The organism is Methylophilus sp. Leaf408, from assembly GCF_916856905.1.
In the GTDB taxonomy this organism is placed as follows: domain Bacteria; phylum Pseudomonadota; class Gammaproteobacteria; order Burkholderiales; family Methylophilaceae; genus Methylophilus.
Window position 1 is genome coordinate 2,232,892 of record NZ_CAKASK010000001.1, and the last position, 19,047, is coordinate 2,251,938.

Genomic DNA, 19,047 nt, shown 5'->3' on the forward strand with positions numbered 1-19,047 from the left:
AAATAGAAAAGAGAACATTATGGCAAATACTGTGCATATCGATGTAGTAAGCGCTGAAGAGTCTATCTTCTCCGGCGAAGCTGAATTTGTCGTGGCACCAGCAGGCGGCGGTGAAGTAGGTATCTACCCAAACCATGCGCCTATGATTACGACCATCAAGCCAGGTGCTTTGCGTATCAAGCAAGCTGCTGATAAAGAAGAAACCCTGATTTTTATTTCTGGCGGCATGCTGGAAGTGCAACCAGGCGTGATCACTGTGTTGGCTGATACTGCCATTCGCGGCCAGGATCTGGACGAAGCCAAAGCCATTGCTGCTAAAGAAGCGGCTGAAGAAGCGTTGAGAAATCGTTCTTCAGAAATTGACTATGCAACAGCACAAGCTGAACTGGCTGAAGCGGTGGCTCAAATACAGGCAATCCAAAAATTACGTAAATCTGTACATTAAGAAATAGCAAACAAAATAACAGGCGACTCTCGAGTCGCCTTTTTTGTTTCTGAGCTAAAATAACACTATGACCGACCTGAACATTATTATCCTGGCCGCCGGTAAAGGCACGCGCATGCGGTCCGACCTGCCTAAGGTATTGCATGCCATCGGTGGCAAGCCGATTTTGCATCATGTGATTGATGCGGCACGAAAACTTGACCCGAAGAAAATCATTGTTGTGTATGGTTTTGGTGGTGAGCAGGTGCAGCAGCAAACGCTTGGTGAAGATTTGAATTGGGTGTTACAGGCAGAACAATTGGGCACCGGTCATGCCGTACAACAAGCCCTGCCCTTGCTGGCAGATAACGGTTCTACGTTGATACTGCTAGGCGATGTGCCTTTAGTAGATGTAGATGCTTGCCGTGAAATGTTGCAACAGGCAGGTCAGCATTTAGTCGTGCAGACTTTTATCAAGGATGACCCGACCGGCTATGGCCGTATCGTGCGTAATGCCGATGAGCAAGTGCTGGCGATTGTTGAGCATAAAGATGCCAGCGAAGCACAACGGGCTATTCAAGAGGTGAATACCGGCATCATGGCAATGCCAAATGCGCAGCTAAAAAGTTGGCTGTCACAAATTTCTAACCACAATGCACAAAAAGAATATTATTTGACCGATATTATTTCGCTATCTGTGAAAGAAGGCCGCACGGTTTTACCACAAGTGGTCGCAGATGCCTGGTCGGTGACCGGTATCAACTCCAAGCTGGATTTACATGATATTGAGCGTGAATTCCAGAGCCGTAAAGCCAGAGCATTAATGACGCATGGGGTGACTTTGCTGGATGCCAAGCGCATCGATATTCGTGGTAATTTAACTTGTGGTCGTGATGTGATTATTGATGTGAATTGTATCTTTGAAGGCGATGTGACGGTTGAAGATGGTGTTCATATCGGCCCGAATTGTGTAATCAAGCAAGCCACCATTGCAAAAGGCACCAAGTTGGCCGCTTTTACGCATATTGAAGATGCAACAGTGGGCGCGGAGAGTAGCGTAGGTCCATTTGCTCGCTTGCGCCCGGGTACAAAGTTATCAGAAAAAACCCATATTGGTAACTTTGTAGAACTGAAAAATGCGCTAGTCGGCATTGGCAGTAAAATAAATCACCTGAGTTATGTCGGCGATGCAGAAGTCGGTGCCAACGTGAATATCGGTGCCGGTGTCATTACTTGTAATTATGATGGCGCGAACAAACATAAAACCATCATAGAAGACGATGTATTCGTAGGCTCAGATACCCAACTGGTGGCGCCAGTCACAGTAGAAAAAGGCGCAACCATTGCAGCAGGTTCTACCATTACTAAAAATGTCCCGGCTGACTCGCTGACCCTGTGTCGTGCAAGAGAGCAACGTTCAATTCAAGGATGGAAACGTCCACAAAAGGTGAAAAAATAAGATGTGTGGCATCGTCGGTGCGGTTGCAAACAGGAATATTGTTCCATTATTGATCGAGGGCTTGAGCCGTCTTGAGTACAGGGGCTATGACTCAGCAGGCATAGCCGTGCTGAACAGTCAAATTGAGCGCGTACGCTCGGTTGGGCGTGTGGCTGAGCTTGAGAACAAATCCCGTGGCTTGGAAAGCCATATTGGCATCGGGCATACGCGTTGGGCTACCCATGGTGGCGTCACCGAGCAGAATGCACATCCGCATGTCTCGCCAGCGCAGGACAATGCGCAAATTGCTGTAGTACATAACGGTATTATCGAAAACCACGATGAACAACGCGATCGCCTGATTGCTTTGGGCTATCAGTTTTATTCACAAACAGATACCGAAGTGATTGCGCACCTCGTGCATCACTACTATCAGCAAACCAAAGATTTACTGAAAGCGGTTCAACAAGCGATTACAGAATTAACCGGCGCTTATGCCATCAGCGTGGTCGCCCTGGATAATCCCCGGCAATTAGTGGTTGCCCGCCTCGGTTGCCCGTTACTGATTGGACTGGGAGAACAGGAAAATTTTGTAGCCTCTGACGTGTCTGCGGTGTTGTCTGCGACACGTAAAGTCATTTACATGGAAGACGGTGACGTCGCTACTTTAAGCACCGACGCAGTGGTCATCTATGACAAGCAAGGTGACATCGTCCAACGTAAAGTGCATATGAGCGATGTTTCTCTCGCCTCACTTGAGCTTGGCCCGTACAGTCATTTCATGCAGAAGGAGATCCACGAACAACCTCGCGCAATCAGCGATACCATAGAGGCGCTGATTGATGATGGAGCCTTTAGAAGTGAGTTGTTTGGTACTGCAGCTTCCGCGACGTTCCAGCAGGTAGATAGCGTTTTGATCCTGGCCGCGGGTACCAGTTATTACGCGGGTTTGACAGCCAAATACTGGCTGGAAAGCATCGCTAAAATCCCGACATCGGTAGAAATTGCAAGTGAATATCGTTATCGCGAGTCAGTGCCTAATCCTAAACAGTTAGTGGTCACTATCTCGCAATCCGGTGAAACACTGGATACCATGGAAGCTCTCAAGCATGCCCAGAAACTCGGGCATACGCATACCCTGGCGATTTGCAATGTCCAGGAAAGTGCCATCCCGCGTGCTTCTTCACTCATCTTTTATACACGTGCCGGCGCTGAAATTGGTGTTGCCAGTACTAAAGCTTTCACAACACAGTTGATTGCTTTGTTTGTGCTGTCGGTAACGCTGGCTAAAGAACGCGGTTTACTGGCAATGGAGCAAGAACAGGCTTACCTGACCGACTTGCGCCAATTAACAAGCAGCGTGCAGATTGCGCTTAACCTTGAACCGCAAATCCGCGAATGGGCGGCTAGATTTGGCGATAAGGAGCATGCTTTATTCCTGGGGCGTGGCATTCATTTCCCGATTGCAATGGAAGGTGCACTCAAGCTTAAAGAAATTTCGTATATCCATGCCGAAGCTTACCCGGCAGGTGAATTGAAACATGGCCCGCTGGCTTTGGTCGATAGTAATATGCCGGTGGTAGTGATTGCGCCTAACGATGCACTGCTGGAAAAAGTGAAATCCAATATGCAGGAAGTCAAAGCACGCGGTGGCGAATTGTTCGTATTCGCGGACGCTGACAGTCATTTCCATGGCTCCGAAGGCGTGCATGTGATTCGTACACCCCGCCATGTCGGGGTGTTATCACCAATCTTGCACGTGATTCCGGTGCAGATACTGGCGTATCATGCGGCCTTGCTTAAAGGTACTGACGTGGATAAACCCCGCAATCTGGCCAAGAGCGTCACAGTAGAATAGTTACAAACCGTGAAAAGCCCCTGCAATTGGGGCTTTTTTGCAGATAAGAAATAGATTGCTCTCAATTAGACTTGTCACCGGGCACTGGAAAGCAGTGCTAATGAGGAATGTAGTCATGACCACAACACATCAAAGTATTATCGGGCGCCAGCCTATTGTTAATGATAAGCAGGAAATCATTGGCTATGAATTCTTTTTCAGAAAAGAGTCTGATGGCAGTGATACCCCATTTGAAGAAGATATTCAGACCTGCGCCAAAATTCTCTCCACCGCCATGGATGAAATGCATGAAAGCTGGCTATTGGGCCAGCAGCTGGCATTTATCAATGTCGATCACGTCATGCTGGCTAGCGAGTTCCTGGAGTTGATGCCTGCTGAAAAAACGGTGCTGGAGATTGTGCACGAGGTCAATATCACCCCAGAAATTATTGCACGCTGCCAGGCGTTGAAAACAGCCAAATTCAAAATCGCGCTGGATAACCCGCAACGCCATCCACACCTGGAAGCTTTGGTGCCGATTGCAGATTACATCAAGCTGGATATGCGCGATGTGAATATTGAAGAAGCCAGGACTTGGCTGAAAAAATACCAAAAGCCAAATTGCAAATTAATCGCAGAAAAAGTTGAGCAAAACGCCCAATTCAAGAATCTGCAAGAGGCAGGTTATCAGCAGTTCCAAGGCTATTTTTATGCCAGACCGGAAAACCTGAATGCGAAGGTGATCAACCCCAGCTTTGAAGGCGTGCTGAATTTATTAAACCTGGTCAGCCAGGATGCGGACAATAAATCGATAGAAAACGGTTTTAAGCGCGACACCACCCTTAGCTACAAATTACTACGTTACATTAACTCAGTGGGTTTTGGCTTATCCTGTGAAGTGCAGTCGATTGGCCACGCTTTAACCATACTCGGGCGTAACCAGTTGTACCGCTGGCTGACGCTGCTGATGGTCACGGCGGGTAATAACAGCACCTCCCCCGCATTGATGAAAACTTCCATTACCCGTGGTCGCCTGACCGAATTACTGGGTGAGCCTTTCTTCGAGAAAAGCGATCGCGACAACCTGTTTGTGGTTGGCGTATTTTCTTTGCTGGATGTCATGCTGAAAGTCCCTATGGAAGACATCCTGGATAAGTTACAGTTACCAGAGTCAATCATGGATGCATTGACCAGGCGCGAAGGTATTTTCGGCCCTTTCCTCAAACTGACCGAAGCCTGTGAAGACGCTAATAGCAAGGAAATACTGCACCTGGCAGAAATGCTGCAGCTGAATCCGGATAAGGTCAACCAGTGCCATATGGAAGCCCTGGCCTGGACAGAAAAGTTGGGCGTTTAAAAAGCAGATACATTTTATCCTCTTGAAAAAAAACAGCGAATTCCCATATTGAAAGTACAGATGCTTGCAGTTTGAGGTCTGTGAATCAGTTAATCGCTTAATTTTTAAAAGGATAAACGTATGCGTACTTATGACTTAACTCCCCTCTATCGCACCGCTATTGGTTTTGATCGTTTAGCAAAAATGCTTAATGACGGCCAGCGTAGTGAAAACGAAATCAGCTATCCACCCTATAACATTGAACTGGTCGATGAAAATGCCTACAAAATCGTGATGGCCATCGCCGGCTTCCAGATAAACGAGCTGGAGATCGAAACCGAACATCAAACCTTGCGTGTGACTGGCCGCAAAGCCAAGAAAGAACAGGAAACCACTTTCCTGCACCGTGGTATAGCCAATCGCGATTTTGAACATAAATTCCAATTGGCAGACCATGTCAAAGTGACCGGCGCCAATCTCGAAAACGGTTTATTGAGTATCGCTCTTGTGCGTGAAATTCCGGAAGCGCTCAAGCCGCGCAAGATTGAAATCGGCACGCAGGTCCAATCCAATGTTTCAAATTTCATTGAGCAAAAAGCTGCCTGATTAGCGGCTAGTTAAAAAAGGGCCCGCCGGGCCCTTTTTTCATATCTGCACTTCAATACCCGGATTCGGTTACGTTTAAGCAAGCGCACTTCAGTGATGCGTATTAAAATACGTTTTTAGAAAATTTTGAAGGCTTGTCAATCTTATGGCCCAATATGTCATGTCCATGCTCCGCGTGAGCAAAATCGTGCCTCCTAAGCGGCAGATTATTAAAAACATTTCCCTGTCATTTTTCCCGGGCGCCAAAATTGGCCTGCTGGGCCTGAACGGCTCCGGAAAGTCGACTGTATTACGCATCATGGCTGGTGCCGACAAAGAATACGAAGGCGAAGTGCAATGGCAGCCCAATCTGTCGATTGGCTATTTACCGCAGGAGCCTGAGCTTGACCCTGAAAAAACGGTGCGCCAGGAAGTGGAATCTGGCCTTGGCGCTGTGATGGAAGCCAAGCAAAAGCTGGAAGAGATCTATGCAGCCTATGCCGAGCCGGATGCGGATTTTGACAAGCTGGCGGAGGAGCAAGCCAAGTATGAAAATATACTGACAGCTAGCGGCAGTGATGTTGAGCAGCAGCTGGAAATTGCCGCCGATGCGTTGCGACTGCCACCGTGGGATGCCAAGATAGATCCATTGTCTGGCGGTGAAAAGCGCCGTGTCGCTTTGTGCAAGCTGTTATTATCCCGGCCGGACATGTTACTGCTGGACGAGCCGACCAACCATTTGGATGCCGAATCTGTCGATTGGCTGGAGCAGTTCCTGGTGCGCTTCCCTGGAACTGTGGTTGCCGTCACGCATGACCGTTACTTCCTGGATAATGCCGCTGAATGGATTCTGGAACTGGATCGCGGCGAAGGTATCCCCTGGAAAGGCAACTACTCAAACTGGCTGGAGCAAAAAGAAGATCGCCTGGCACAGGAACATAAACAGGAAGATGCCCATCGCAAAGCCATGAAACAAGAGCTGGAATGGGTGCGTCAAGGTGCTAAAGCCCGCCAGTCCAAAAGCAAGGCGCGTCTTGCCCGTTACGAAGAAATGTCCAGCGTCGAATATCAACGCCGCAACGAAACGCAGGAAATCTTTATTCCGCCAGGTGAGCGCCTGGGCAACCAGGTCATTGAATTCAATAATGTCTCCAAAGGTTTTGGTGACCGCCTGCTGATTGATAACCTGTCTTTCAGTATTCCTCCCGGCGCGATTGTAGGCGTGATCGGCCCTAACGGTGCCGGTAAATCTACCCTGTTCCGTATGTTGCAAGGCCAAGAGCAACCGGATAGTGGAGAGATCATCACCGGCCCTACCGTAAAATTAGCCGCTGTAGATCAAAGTCGCGAGGGCCTGGATAATAACAAAACGGTATTTGATGTGATTTCAGGTGGCCTGGATATGCTGAATGTTGGCAAATTTGAAATGCCAAGCCGCGCGTACATTGGGCGTTTTAACTTTAAAGGCGGTGACCAGCAGAAAATCGTTGGTCAACTTTCCGGTGGTGAACGTGGCCGCTTGCATCTGGCGAAAACCCTGATTTCCGGTGCCAACGTGTTGCTGCTTGATGAACCTTCAAACGACCTGGATGTGGAAACGCTACGTGCACTGGAAGATGCGTTGCTGGAGTTTTCCGGTTGCGTATTGGTGACCTCGCATGACCGCTGGTTTCTGGATAGGATTGCGACTCACATTCTGGCTGCGGAAGGTGACTCGCAATGGACGTTCTTCAACGGTAACTATCAGGAATACGAAGCCGACAAGAAAAAACGTCTGGGTGAAGAAGGCGCCAAACCTAAACGCATCCGTTACAAACCCATTGCTCGTTAAAAATAAAAAGCCCATTCACTCGAATGGGCTTTTTTGTAATCGGCTACGAAGATTTCCGTCATTTGGCATATCTTTATATTGTTCAAAGGTAAGATAGTCAAAGCCTCGCCTTGTGCGGGGCTTTTTTCATAATGAAGTCCCACAAACCCGCAGGCAGTAAACGTATCAGTCTGGCGACAATCCCCATTTGCCAGGGAATCACGGTAAAGCGTTTTTGTGCAGCGATAGCATGGATAGCTTTGTTGGCAAATACATCTGCCTCCATCAGAAATGGCATGGGATAAGTATTAATATCCGTCATAGGGGTACGGATATAGCCGGGTGCGATGGTAGTCACGGAGATATTGTTTGACTGCATTTCCACGCGCAAGCTTTCAAGATAGGTAATCGCTGCGGCTTTACTTGCACTGTAAGCCCCTGACCCCGGCAAGCCACGGATGCCAGCCACGCTCGCGATGCCTACCAATTGCGCAGGTAAACCTTGCATTGCGGATTTTTTCATTGCATTGATAAAGGGCTGGAAGGTATGCACCAGGCCCATCATATTGGTATCAAACACGGCCTGGAAGGCGGGAATGTCTTCCTGGTATTCTGTCAGCGTACCGCGGCTGACACCGGCATTGCCGATCACAATATGGGGTGTGCCAACATTTGCCAACAACTCGCTGGCAATTGTTTGCATGCGCTCAACATCACGCACGTCAGCGACATAGACATGCACCTGGCTGCCGTACGCAGTCATTATTTCATTTCGCAGGCTATCCAACGCGGATTGTTTACGGCCTATGAGTGTCAGTGTGCATTCTGCGCCATAATGCCGGCCATACGCCTTTGCCAGGGCTTGCCCGATACCGCTCGAGGCGCCGGTAATAACGATATGAAGTTGAGAAGACACTGGCTTAAATCTTACAGAAAAAAATGGTTGGGTTAGAATGCCATAAAACAACACGGGGAAACAATCATGAATCTGGAAAAAGTGATTTTTGGGTTTTTTATTATTTTGGCCATGACGCTTAACTTCGGTTTTTTTGTCGGCCAGATTGATAATCCCCAACACCATTTGCACTATGAGTTATATGCGGCCATTGTGGTCAACCTCATTGCGACGGTACTTAAGTTTGGTGACCGCACCCAGATTGGCGCCATTCACCTGGCGACCAGCCTAGTTGCAGATCTGCAGCTGATTGCCGCTGCCATTATCTGGACCGCAGCCGGCACCCAGGCCGCAGCGCCAGAAGTGATTGTCGGCGTTGTATCACTGTCGGGTGGTGCTTTTCTGGCCAATATCACATCCGTGATTCTACTGATCTACGAAACCGTTACCCTGCGCCGCTAGTATCTCAGCATGAACCTCAATCAGATCATTTTCCTGATTTTGCGGCGCATGCGTGCGCCGCTGTTGATGGTGATCATCAGCTACGCGATTGCACTGATTGGCTTTGTGCTGATTTCCGGAATTGATGATCAAGGCCGGCCTTATCACCTGAGCTTTTTCGATGCATTTTATATCCTGAGCTATACCGCCACCACGATAGGTTTTGGAGAAATCCCCTACCCGTTCACCGGTCATCAACGCATGTGGATGACCTTCTCCATTTATTTCACAGTGATTGCCTGGTTCTATGCTATCGGGGCGATTATTGGTTTGTTCCAGGAGGCTTCCCTGCAGCAGGCAATCAAAACCGCCAGATTCCAGCGCGATGTCTGTAATCTGATGGAACCTTTTTACCTGATTTGCGGCTATGGTGAAACGGGCAGCGAGCTGGTGCGTGCGCTGGATAAAAATGAACTACGGGTAGTAGTACTGGAAATCAATCCCGAACGGATAAATGAACTTGGCATGAATGAATACCAGTTCTATGTGCCCCATTTGTGCGCAGATGCGAAATTGTCAGAAGTTTTGCTATACGCCGGAATCAAAAATCCTATGTGCAGGGGCGTGGCGGCATTAACTGATGACGATCATGCCAACCTGGCCATTTCAGTGGCAGTGAAATTGATCAAACCAGAGCTGCCGGTGCTGGCCAGGGTAGAAAATGATGTGGTGGCGGCCAATATGGCATCATTCGGTACCGACCATATTATCAATCCATACAAGATTTTTGGTGAGCATTTGGCGATGCGCTTGAATGCGCTGGGCACTTACCTGTTGCACGAATGGCTGACCAGGGCACCGGGCGATGCGATAGAACCACCGGCCGCAATCCCTAAAGGCAAATGGATTGCCTGTGGCTTTGGCCGTTTCGGCAAATCGGTAGTCAATAGCCTGCAAAAGGATGTGGTGGATGTCACCATTATTGAAGCGGATCCTAAAGGTACACAATGTGAGCACTGTATTGTTGGCAGCGGCGTAGAGTCACATATCCTCCAGCAAGCAGGTGTGGAACAGGCAGTTGGCATTGTGGCTGGGACTGACAATGATATTAATAACCTGTCGATCGTCATGACGGCGCAGGAGGTGAATCCGGAATTGTTTGTGATTATCCGCAAAAACAAGCGTCACAACGACCCCTTGTTCCAGCACTTTAATGCCGATATCACCATGCAGCCGAGTGACGTGATTGCGCATACCTGTTTGTCTTATATGGTCTCACCGATGCTGGCTGAATTCCTGGCGACTGCACGGCATCAAACCAATGCCTGGGCCAATGCGGTGATTGCTCAACTGGTTTCCAAATTAGGCGAGCAAGTGCCGGATACCTGGGATATCACGATAGGAGACGAGATGGCTTTTGCCGTGTGCGCGTTGATGCGGCAAGGCCTGCAACCTACCCTCAAACACCTAGTAACGAGTCCTTCCGGCAAGCGGCACGAAATGCCGGTAGTACCATTAATGCTGGTGCGCGGTGAGCAAAAGTCCATGTTACCGGAGCTTTCTACTCCGCTGCAATTGGGTGACAAGATCTTATGCTGTGGAATGGACCAGGCAAAGTCGATACAACGTTATGTCATGCATGACATCAAAACCTTGCATTACATCGTCACCGGCACCGAAATGCCAGAAACCTGGATAGGTCGCTGGTTAAAATCAAAAAATTAAAGTTTTAAAAAATCAACAATATAAAATTAATAGGTGAAGTTTTGTCAAATTCACAAAGAATTCACACCCATCAGATTTAAATTTTCGGCATGACTGAATTTTTGCTGAAACAAATAATAGCAACATCTCCGCACCGAGTGCGTTTTCAAAGTGGGGATCGTTCCTGAATTTTGAAAGCTGTATGACCGAGTTACTGATAACCTCCGCCAAGGGTGCGCTTAAAACCCAACCTGTTTTTCTGCTTATCATCCTATTGAGTTTGACGGTGGCGAGTTATCTGAATAAAGGATTCAATAGCATTACACAATCACTACTTTTTGTTGCAGTAGTGCTTATAGCCTACAAGTTTCGGCGGTGGCATATAGACTCCAAAAAGCAAGTATTGATCAATAAAGCCAGCAGGGAAATAGAAGTGATTACTTATACTATTTTTGGCACTCGGCTTCATAAGCGCTATCCAATTATGTATTTTGGCGCTATCAGATCTTATATTTCATTAGGTAACAGAGCGAAAAATGTGGTCGAACTCGTCACTAATGATGGTGCCCGTAGTTTGCACCTAACGGCTTTTTTATCGAATGGTGCCAGGAAATTCTGGTCGTCTAAACTTGAAACTGAAAATCCCGAAGCGGCAAATTTAGTCACTACGGTTGCCAGTTTTATCCCTGTGCAAAACCTCGGCTTTGTTGGGCACCATATTGGCAAGCTGCCAGTAGAAAAAGCCAGAAATAGCTTGTTTAAAAAGATATTCAAATGATTTTAATGTCATGATCCCCATCTACACGCCACAAACTGAGTCTGAAGTCGCGGTTATTTCATCCATGCTGGATGCGTATGAAATTCCGTATTACATACGGGGTGGTGCTTTTAGCAAGCTTTACCCTGGCTTGCAAATAAAAGACTACAATATGCAAACCTTTATGGTGCCAGATGAGTTTGAAGCGGTTGCACAGGAATTATTAAACGATTTTATTAATCCAACACCTCAGGAAGCGGCTGTTAAAACACAATTTTCCATCACCAGAGTTTTTAGGGTATTAATGGAAATCACCTTGATGGGCTGGGTGTTTACAGGTAAGCGCTGGAATAAAAATAAGTCAGAAGACAGTCATAGCTCTGATGGATAAATGAGTTTCTCTCTCAGCAACAGGAAAGCGTTTTTAAAGACGCAAGCCAATAAAAAGCCCTGCAAATGCAGGGCTTTTTATTTCAAGCTAAGGCTTATTTCTTGGCTTTATCTTTGCGAACATTGTTGATAATAAAATCCGCAGTTTGCAGAGCAGCATCATTACCGCCCGCCATTGAGCTACCTGTAATATATTTGCCGTCAATCACCAGGCTAGGGACACCAGTCGCACCAGAAGCCTTGAAAACTTGCATGGCTTTATTCAATTGCATATTGGTAGCAAAAGATTTAAAAGCTTTTTCAACCTTGATTTTGTCCAGCCCGCCTTGCTTGATGACCCAGTCAATCGTCGCTGCTTCATCCGCAGGGTTCAATGTTTTGCTTTTATGGATCGCATCAAATAATTGACTATGCAGTTTATCTAATACGCCCAGTTCCTGCATGGCGTAAAAGGCCTTCGCCATCGGCGCCCAGCCGGCATTAGGCAGTGCTGGTACCCTTTTGAAATATACGTCTGCTGGTAGTTTTTTAACCCATGCTTCCAGCGGTTGTTCCATATGGTAACAATGCGGACAGCCATACCAGAAAATTTCCATCACTTCGATTTTGCCAGGCTGGTCAGTCGCGATTTGTTGCGTGACCTGGTCAAACTGTACGCCCATTTGTGGGTCCGCTGAAACTGCAGTGGAGGTCAGTCCGGCCAGCAGCATCAAACTAAACAACATTTTTTTCATAAAATTAGCTTCCTTGTTCGAAAGTGATGTTTAACTTATCTGATAATTTACAAACTGATGATTTAACGTAGCCAGGTGACAATGCGATGACAGCCCAAGTGTAATGGCTGTGATTAATGTGCAGAAGACTCGATATTGACCTTGATCAGATTCGCCTGAAATCCATTGGTTTCGAGGTCATGGCTGATTTTACTGATTTTAGCCAAATCACGCAGCGGGCCAATGCGCACCCGGTGCATGGTACCTTTATTAGGAATATCCGCAGTTTGCACAAACGCTTCAAAGCCGACTAGAGCCAGGCGGGTTTTCAGGTTGTTGGCATCATCTTCCTTGGCGAATGCGCCGACCTGGATGAAGTAACTTTCCTGCTTGATGGTGGGGTTCTTTTTGACCTGCTCTTCACTGATTTTGCTCTCGGTGTCTGGCAAAATGGTGTAGAAATCAAACTTGTTCGGGTCTTCAATCGCTGCGCTGCCGGGTTTGACTTCTTCTTCAGTGACGGTGTTTTTAATCGGTAATTCTTGCTGGCCTTCGTCTTTTTTAAAGGCACTGGAGAAAGGGCTATGATCGCCCTTGATATAAATGATCAACGCCACTGTGAGGGCGACACCCAGGAAAAGCCCTACCAGCAGGCCGTTAAAAAACGAGCTGCCGCTACTTTTTGATTTGGGCTTTGCTTGTGAGGGTTTGTAATCGCGACTCATGTGTACTATTCAACCATTCAATTCGGTGAGTTATTCCAACTAATCAATTTTCATCTCATTCAATTAAGCAATGCTAATGCGCTTAATGCTGACTGGCTTACATTTTATCCGGCGCACTCACACCCAACAGGTACAAACCGTTACGTAGTACGGTGCGCGTAGCGGTGATCAGTGCCAGACGTGCCTGTTTAATTTGCACATCATCCACCAAAAATTTGGTGTCATTGTAATAACTATGCAGGGCACTGGCTAGTTCTTTGAGGTAATTGGCTACCATATGTGGCGCCGAAGCCTGGCAAGCAGTGACCACTACTTCCGGGTATTGGCTTAAGGCCTGCATCAATGCGGTTTCGGCAGCACTCTCCAAAGGCGAAAGATCTGCATTTGCCAGAGTAGTGCTATCGCCAGCCCATTGATTAAGCACACTGCAAATCCGCGCATGCGCATATTGAATGTAATACACCGGATTGTCGTTGGTTTGCGCACGGGCCAGGTCAATATCAAACACCAGTTGTGAATCTGCACTACGCGCGGCCAGGAAATAGCGCGTGGCGTCACAACCCACCTCTTCGATGAGATCACGTAAGGTGACATAACTGCCGGCGCGTTTGGATAATTTAACTTCTTCACCACCACGCATCACTGTGACCATCTGGTGCAGGACGTACTCCGGCCAGCCTTGTGGAATGCCGGTATTTAATGCCTGCAAGCCGGCGCGTACACGCGTTATGGTGCTGTGGTGATCGGCACCCTGCTCGTTAATGACGCGCTTGAAACCACGGTTCCATTTTTCGCGATGGTAAGCGACATCGGGCACAAAATAAGTATAACCACCTTCTTTTTTGCGCATGACGCGGTCTTTGTCGTCGCCGAAATCGGTGGTGCGCAACCACAGCGCGTCATCCTGCTCGTAAGTGTGACCACTGCTGATTAACGCTTGGACAGCATTTTCGACTTTGCCTTCGGTGTACAAAGCACTTTCCAGCGAAAACACATCGAATTTGATCTGAAAAGCCTGTAAATCGAGGTCTTGCTCATGGCGTAGATAAGCCACGGCAAACTTGCGGATGGATTCGGCATCATTGACATCGCCACTGGCTGTCACCGCCATATCGTCAGCGGTAACAGTTTCCTTCGCCAGGTAAGCCTTGGCAATATCGGCAATGTATTCGCCTCGGTAACCATCTTCAGGAAAGCGCGCATCGTCAGGCGCAATGCCCAGGGCGCGGGCATGCACTGACTTGGTCAGGTTATCAATCTGCGCACCGGCGTCGTTGTAATAAAACTCGCGTGTCACATCCCAGCCATTGGCATCCAGCAAGCGGCACAGGCAATCGCCCACCGCTGCGCCACGGCCATGGCCTACGTGCAGCGGACCGGTCGGATTGGCGGAAACGAATTCGACCTGCACTTTTGCCTGCTGGCCTGAAGTATTGCGGCCAAACGCTTCGCCTGCCTGGAAAATATTTTTGACAACGCCCTGCTTGCTTTGCGCAGAAAGGAAGAAATTAATAAATCCGGCACCCGCGATTTCCACTTTACTGATCACGCTATTGGCAGGCAGGTTATCAATAATGGTTTGTGCAATCGCACGTGGATTCTGCTTGAGAGGCTTGGCCAATTGCATGGCAATGTTGCTGGCGAAGTCACCGTGCTCGGCAGATTTTGGCCGCTCAAGAATGATATTCAGGCTGGAGGTGTCTTCCACCAGCGGAGTCACCGCTTGCAGAATCAATTCTGTGATCGTTTGTTTCAAGGTTAAAATGGTGCGGAATAGTCAAACCGCCATTTTAACCTAATAAACCACTTTCACCCATGTGTTCCGCAGCCCTTTCCACTCAGGTCACCTCACCCGCCCGCATTGTCCGTGTGGTGCTGGATGTGCCATTGGATCGCCAGTTTGATTACCTGAACCCGGGTTTGGATATCCGTGAAGGTAATCGCGTGGTGGTGCCTTTTGCCGGGCGGCAACTGATCGGCATTGTGATGGCATTGCCTGCGCAAAGCGATGTACCGGAACACAAGTTGAAAGCGGTGATACAGGGTTTTGAAGATGTGCCGTTCGATGCCGCCACGCTGAAATTATTGCGTTTTTGCGCGGATTATTATCATTACCCATTCGGCCAGACGGTGCTTTCCAGTTTGCCCTTGCGTTTGCGGCAAACCAAACCTGCGGTTTCACGCAAAATGTGGGTATATACGCTGGTACAAGCAGTCCCGGAAAATCTGGTGGGAAAACGCCAGCTAGTGCTTTCAAAACTGATTACCCTCTTGCAGCAACACAAAGAATGCAGCGAACGCATATTTGGCGAAGTGTCTTCGGGCTGGCGCAAAGCCATGCAACCCCTGCTTGAAACCGGACTGGTGAGCAGGCGTGAAGTATTGGCGATACGGCCTTCCCTGCCCGCCTCTGACCATGAACCGGTATTGAATGAAGAGCAGGCCCATGCGGTTAATCGCATAGTGAAAGACTTAAGCCGCTTCCAGCCTTGGCTGTTGTTTGGCGTCACCGGTTCAGGAAAAACAGAAATCTATATCCGTTTGTTGCAAGCTGTATTGGCTGAACCTGAATCCCAGGTATTAATTATGGTGCCGGAGATCAACCTCACTCCGCAATTGGAAGGACGTTTCCGGAGCAGGTTGAGCCAATTCCCATTGGTGACTCTACACAGCCACTTAAGTGAGAGTGAGCGCTTGCAACATTGGCAGGCAGCGCAGTCTGGCGAAGCACGTATTGTGATTGGTACGCGCTTAAGTGTATTTACGCCTATGCCGCATCTCAAACTGATGATTCTTGATGAGGAGCACGACAGCTCGTATAAGCAGAAGGATGGCATGCGCTACCACGCGCGTGATGTGGCTTTGGTGCGGGCAAAACAATGTGGGATTCCGGTGGTGCTTGGGAGTGCAACGCCATCGCTGGAAAGCTGGTACAACGCGATTGGCGATGTAGAAAAATCCAAGCACACCAATAAAAAACCTTCCTACCGATTGCTGACCCTCAATCATCGTGCAGCTGCACAGGCGCAATTGCCGCGCATATTTTGTGTAGATACCACGCACTCACCGCCCGAAGCCGGATTAACGCCGCAATTAAAACAGGCGATCACGCAACGCCTGGAGCGTGCTGAACAGAGCTTGCTGTTTATCAATCGCCGTGGCTATGCGCCGGTGCTGCATTGCTCTGCCTGCCAGTGGCTTGCAGATTGCCGCCGCTGTTCAGCCAAAGTGGTGCTGCACCTGCGGCAACGGCTATTGCGCTGCCACCATTGCGGTGATGAGCAGCCTGTTCCTCTGCAATGCCCGAGTTGTGGTAATCCTGATTTGCGTCCGGTAGGCCAGGCGACCCAGCGAGTAGAAGAAACCTTGCAACAGCTGTTTCCTCAAGCGCGAATTGCCCGCGTTGATAGGGATACGATTCAAGGTAAAGATGCACTCACCGAGCTACTGTCTGCAGTGCATGCCGGAAAAATTGATATTCTCATCGGCACACAAATGTTGGCCAAAGGTCATGACTTTGCCAATCTCACGTTGGTAGGGGTGCTCGATACCGACAGTGCGCTATACAGCCCGGATTATCGCGCCAGTGAGCGCTTGTTTGCCCAGCTGATGCAAGTGTCCGGGCGAGCAGGACGCGGCGACAAACCGGGTGAGGTGCTAATACAAACCGCTTTCCCGCAGCACCCATTGTTTGGCGCTTTACAACAGCAAAACTATGCCGAATTCGCTGACAGTTTGCTGCAAGAGCGCATCACGCTGCAATTCCCTCCAGCTGCTTACATTGCCGTCATGAAAGCCGAAGCTGCTGACTATGCGCTGGTGGAGCAATTTTTAACTGATTTGACGCTGTCCGCCCGAGAATTTATCGCACAGCAAGGGGGTATTTTGTCTGAAAAGCCGGTGATTTACGACCCCGTGCGGCCAGGCATTGCCCGCTTAAATCGCATGGAGCGCGGCTATGTGATGATGCAGTGCACGCAACGCAATCCCATTCAGCAACTTTTGCATGCCGCAGTTGCGTGGGCAAGGCAGCATCCCTTGCAGGCAAAGATACGCTGGGTGGTCGATGTAGATGCGCTGGATTATTGATTTTGCAGGGTTTTTACAACAATTAAACAGTCCCGCCAGTAAAAATTGTAAAATATTGTAGTCAATACGTTGAACTTTGTATCGTAAATTTCACAGTGCGATATGATATGGGCTTGATTAAAGGGTGTAAGAAGGAAAAATTTTGAAAAAACAAATAACTCGTTGGAGTGTAGTCAATTTGTTGGCTGTAGGTTACACCATGCAAGCTTTCGCTGGTGGTGTGCAATTACCAGACATACAAAATATCCAACAGAACTTGCCAAGGCCCGTGTTCCCGCAGCCTGCGCCGATTATTCAGGTGCCTGAAGAAACGCCCGCGCAAGAAAAGAAACAAAAAAAATCCAGCCTCAAGATTGTCGTCAAAGAATTTAAGTTTTCTGGTAACAAACAATTCACTAATGAAGAGCTGGCTGCGCAAGTTCAATACCTGACTGGTCACGAAATCGGCATGAAAGAACTCAATGAAGCAGTCGGCACTGTGCGCAACTACTATCGCCAGCGTGGTTTTTTGCTCACGCAAGTCTACTTGCCAACCCAGGATTTGCAGAAATCCACTGAGACAGAATCTGTGGTTGAGCTTTCTATTCTTGAAGGCACCTTGGGTGAAGTGAAAGCAGAAGCTGGTAAGGGCCTGGATCAGGAATATTTTCAGTCACTTTCCCAATATGGTCTAGAAAAAGGCGAAGTACTCAATGAACGTAATCTAGTGCGTAACCTGATGGTGATGAACGGCCTGCCAGGTATCCAGGTTACTTCTCAGCTTAACCCGGGTGAAGCTGTCGGTAGTTCTGACGTGGCTGTCTCAGTTGAACCACGGGTTTCATACAGTGGGTTTGTCAGTGCTAATAACTATGGCAACCGTTTCACCAATCGTGAAACTCTGGGATTTGGCCTGGCGGTGAACAACCTGAGAGGACGTGGTGATCAGCTGGCGATGGTTGGTAAGTTTTCAAACGATGGGGGACAGCGCTCGCTAAGTAGCCTTTATTTCACTCCGGTGGGTGATGCAGGAACGATATTGAATGTGGCGTACAGCTATGTGGATTATAAGCTTGGCAAAGATTTTAAAATTTTCGATGCCTCTGGTGATGCGCATTATTTCTATGGTTCTCTGGAGCATCCGCTATTGCGTGAAACCAAAAAAGGTATTGCATTCAAAGTGGGTAGCAATTACAAAATTCTGGATGATGATGTAGATTTTTTCTTGATTAATAATCGACGTGATATTGCCAGCCTTGAGCTTGGCCTAGTCGGTGACTGGATCAATGAAAGCGGTAGTGTGGCTTATCAGTGGGGAATTATCCTGACGCAAGGTAATGTCTCTTTTAAAGATGGTGCTGCCAAAGCGAATGACAGAGACCAGCTGAATACTCAAGGAAGTTTCATTAAATGGAACTGGACATCGAGCCGTACCCAAGTGTTTGAAAATGGCATTAACTGGATTGTCCGTGCGGATTATCAAGGCACTGACAGTAATCTGGATATTGCTGAAAGATTCGGTATTGGCGCGATTAACCGTTGGAGACAGTACTCTGAGATTCCGAGCCAGGCTGACCAGGGCTGGATGGTAGGCACTGATATCCGCAGAACATTTGTTTCAACGGCTGTAGATGTAGTCCCTTATATTCAATCTGTGACACCATTCGCGTTTTACGACGCAGGTCGTGGCAGGCTCAATCACGATCCTGCTGGCGGTGATAATCATGTCCGGTCAAATCACATAGGTGTGGGTACGGATATTCAATTCCCCGCACAGTGGATATTAACTACCACTTATTCTCAGCAAAAGCGAGATCTTGATGGTGCTGCCAGTGACACTGAATATCAACTGTGGGCGCAACTGCGTAAAAACTTTTAGATCGTTGCAAAGTCGCTTAGCAAGTTCATAATACAAAATATATAA

The 19,047-nt window shown here is 48.2% G+C and carries 16 protein-coding genes; 12 read left to right on the forward strand and 4 right to left on the reverse strand.

The window, feature by feature from the left end:
- Nucleotides 1-19 precede the first annotated feature (19 nt).
- The 6 genes from LPA26_RS10445 (at nucleotide 20) to ettA (ending at nucleotide 7,451) form a co-directional block, all read left to right on the forward strand.
- Nucleotides 20-445 carry a F0F1 ATP synthase subunit epsilon gene (locus LPA26_RS10445; RefSeq protein WP_229008245.1) on the forward strand — a complete coding sequence of 142 codons (426 nt, stop codon included), beginning with the start codon at nucleotides 20-22 and terminating at the stop codon, nucleotides 443-445.
- 67 nt (nucleotides 446-512) lie between these two features.
- Nucleotides 513-1,883 (forward strand): bifunctional UDP-N-acetylglucosamine diphosphorylase/glucosamine-1-phosphate N-acetyltransferase GlmU, encoded by a 1,371-nt coding sequence (gene glmU / locus LPA26_RS10450; RefSeq protein WP_229008246.1) that lies wholly within the window; start codon nucleotides 513-515, stop codon nucleotides 1,881-1,883.
- A 1-nt stretch (nucleotide 1,884) separates the two neighbouring features.
- The gene (glmS, locus tag LPA26_RS10455) at nucleotides 1,885-3,720 is read left to right on the forward strand and encodes a glutamine--fructose-6-phosphate transaminase (isomerizing) (RefSeq protein WP_229008247.1); all 1,836 of its coding nucleotides are present in this window, start codon (nucleotides 1,885-1,887) and stop codon (nucleotides 3,718-3,720) included.
- A 115-nt stretch (nucleotides 3,721-3,835) separates the two neighbouring features.
- Entirely contained in the window at nucleotides 3,836-5,056 is a 1,221-nt protein-coding gene (locus LPA26_RS10460) for an EAL and HDOD domain-containing protein (protein WP_229008248.1), read from the forward strand.
- A gap of 120 nt (nucleotides 5,057-5,176) precedes the next feature.
- The gene (locus tag LPA26_RS10465; RefSeq protein WP_229008249.1) at nucleotides 5,177-5,641 is read left to right on the forward strand and encodes an Hsp20 family protein; all 465 of its coding nucleotides are present in this window, start codon (nucleotides 5,177-5,179) and stop codon (nucleotides 5,639-5,641) included.
- Nucleotides 5,642-5,786: 145 nt separating this feature from the next.
- The gene (ettA, locus tag LPA26_RS10470) at nucleotides 5,787-7,451 is read left to right on the forward strand and encodes an energy-dependent translational throttle protein EttA (protein ID WP_229008250.1); all 1,665 of its coding nucleotides are present in this window, start codon (nucleotides 5,787-5,789) and stop codon (nucleotides 7,449-7,451) included.
- A 97-nt stretch (nucleotides 7,452-7,548) separates the two neighbouring features.
- On the opposite strand, the gene LPA26_RS10475 is transcribed toward ettA, so the two are convergent.
- Nucleotides 7,549-8,346 (reverse strand): SDR family oxidoreductase, encoded by a 798-nt coding sequence (locus LPA26_RS10475; RefSeq protein WP_229008251.1) that lies wholly within the window; start codon nucleotides 8,344-8,346, stop codon nucleotides 7,549-7,551.
- A 66-nt stretch (nucleotides 8,347-8,412) separates the two neighbouring features.
- Between LPA26_RS10475 and LPA26_RS10480 the strand changes: the two genes are divergently transcribed.
- The 4 genes from LPA26_RS10480 (at nucleotide 8,413) to LPA26_RS10495 (ending at nucleotide 11,618) form a co-directional block, all read left to right on the forward strand.
- On the forward strand, nucleotides 8,413-8,787 hold the full coding sequence (locus LPA26_RS10480; protein WP_229008252.1) for a DUF6394 family protein: 375 nt from the start codon (nucleotides 8,413-8,415) through the stop codon (nucleotides 8,785-8,787).
- Nucleotides 8,788-8,796: 9 nt separating this feature from the next.
- Nucleotides 8,797-10,491, forward strand: a complete 1,695-nt coding sequence (locus LPA26_RS10485; protein ID WP_055830721.1) for a TrkA family potassium uptake protein — start codon at nucleotides 8,797-8,799, stop codon at nucleotides 10,489-10,491.
- A 181-nt stretch (nucleotides 10,492-10,672) separates the two neighbouring features.
- Nucleotides 10,673-11,248 (forward strand): hypothetical protein, encoded by a 576-nt coding sequence (locus LPA26_RS10490; RefSeq protein ID WP_229008253.1) that lies wholly within the window; start codon nucleotides 10,673-10,675, stop codon nucleotides 11,246-11,248.
- Nucleotides 11,249-11,312: 64 nt separating this feature from the next.
- On the forward strand, nucleotides 11,313-11,618 hold the full coding sequence (locus LPA26_RS10495) for a hypothetical protein (RefSeq protein WP_229008254.1): 306 nt from the start codon (nucleotides 11,313-11,315) through the stop codon (nucleotides 11,616-11,618).
- A gap of 94 nt (nucleotides 11,619-11,712) precedes the next feature.
- Here LPA26_RS10495 and LPA26_RS10500 read toward each other — a convergent pair whose 3' ends face one another.
- The 3 genes from LPA26_RS10500 to argS all read right to left on the reverse strand — a co-directional run bounded on the left by LPA26_RS10500 (nucleotide 11,713) and on the right by argS (nucleotide 14,811).
- Complete coding sequence (locus LPA26_RS10500) at nucleotides 11,713-12,351, reverse strand: thiol:disulfide interchange protein DsbA/DsbL (protein WP_229008255.1); 639 nt, start codon at nucleotides 12,349-12,351, stop codon at nucleotides 11,713-11,715.
- A gap of 113 nt (nucleotides 12,352-12,464) precedes the next feature.
- On the reverse strand, nucleotides 12,465-13,055 hold the full coding sequence (locus LPA26_RS10505) for an SPOR domain-containing protein (RefSeq protein WP_055830726.1): 591 nt from the start codon (nucleotides 13,053-13,055) through the stop codon (nucleotides 12,465-12,467).
- A 97-nt stretch (nucleotides 13,056-13,152) separates the two neighbouring features.
- Nucleotides 13,153-14,811: an arginine--tRNA ligase gene (argS, locus tag LPA26_RS10510; RefSeq protein WP_229008256.1), complete on the reverse strand. Its 1,659-nt coding sequence runs from the start codon at nucleotides 14,809-14,811 to the stop codon at nucleotides 13,153-13,155.
- A gap of 59 nt (nucleotides 14,812-14,870) precedes the next feature.
- On the opposite strand from argS, the gene LPA26_RS10515 reads away from it, so the two are divergent.
- Both LPA26_RS10515 and LPA26_RS10520 read left to right on the forward strand, forming a co-directional pair.
- Nucleotides 14,871-17,144, forward strand: a complete 2,274-nt coding sequence (locus LPA26_RS10515; protein ID WP_229008257.1) for a primosomal protein N' — start codon at nucleotides 14,871-14,873, stop codon at nucleotides 17,142-17,144.
- Nucleotides 17,145-17,286: 142 nt separating this feature from the next.
- Nucleotides 17,287-19,002, forward strand: a complete 1,716-nt coding sequence (locus LPA26_RS10520) for a ShlB/FhaC/HecB family hemolysin secretion/activation protein (protein ID WP_229008258.1) — start codon at nucleotides 17,287-17,289, stop codon at nucleotides 19,000-19,002.
- The last annotated feature ends 45 nt before the right edge of the window (nucleotides 19,003-19,047 follow it).

Bases quoted from the DNA above. Each gene is read 5' to 3' on its own strand.
- LPA26_RS10445 (WP_229008245.1), top strand. From the start codon at position 20: ATGGCAAATACTGTGCATATCGATGTAGTAAGCGCTGAAGAGTCTATC.
- glmU (WP_229008246.1), top strand. From the start codon at position 513: ATGACCGACCTGAACATTATTATCCTGGCCGCCGGTAAAGGCACGCGC.
- glmS (WP_229008247.1), top strand. From the start codon at position 1,885: ATGTGTGGCATCGTCGGTGCGGTTGCAAACAGGAATATTGTTCCATTA.
- LPA26_RS10460 (WP_229008248.1), top strand. From the start codon at position 3,836: ATGACCACAACACATCAAAGTATTATCGGGCGCCAGCCTATTGTTAAT.
- LPA26_RS10465 (WP_229008249.1), top strand. From the start codon at position 5,177: ATGCGTACTTATGACTTAACTCCCCTCTATCGCACCGCTATTGGTTTT.
- ettA (WP_229008250.1), top strand. From the start codon at position 5,787: ATGGCCCAATATGTCATGTCCATGCTCCGCGTGAGCAAAATCGTGCCT.
- LPA26_RS10480 (WP_229008252.1), top strand. From the start codon at position 8,413: ATGAATCTGGAAAAAGTGATTTTTGGGTTTTTTATTATTTTGGCCATG.
- LPA26_RS10485 (WP_055830721.1), top strand. From the start codon at position 8,797: ATGAACCTCAATCAGATCATTTTCCTGATTTTGCGGCGCATGCGTGCG.
- LPA26_RS10490 (WP_229008253.1), top strand. From the start codon at position 10,673: ATGACCGAGTTACTGATAACCTCCGCCAAGGGTGCGCTTAAAACCCAA.
- LPA26_RS10495 (WP_229008254.1), top strand. From the start codon at position 11,313: ATGCTGGATGCGTATGAAATTCCGTATTACATACGGGGTGGTGCTTTT.
- LPA26_RS10500 (WP_229008255.1), bottom strand. From the start codon at position 12,351: ATGAAAAAAATGTTGTTTAGTTTGATGCTGCTGGCCGGACTGACCTCC.
- LPA26_RS10505 (WP_055830726.1), bottom strand. From the start codon at position 13,055: ATGAGTCGCGATTACAAACCCTCACAAGCAAAGCCCAAATCAAAAAGT.
- LPA26_RS10515 (WP_229008257.1), top strand. From the start codon at position 14,871: ATGTGTTCCGCAGCCCTTTCCACTCAGGTCACCTCACCCGCCCGCATT.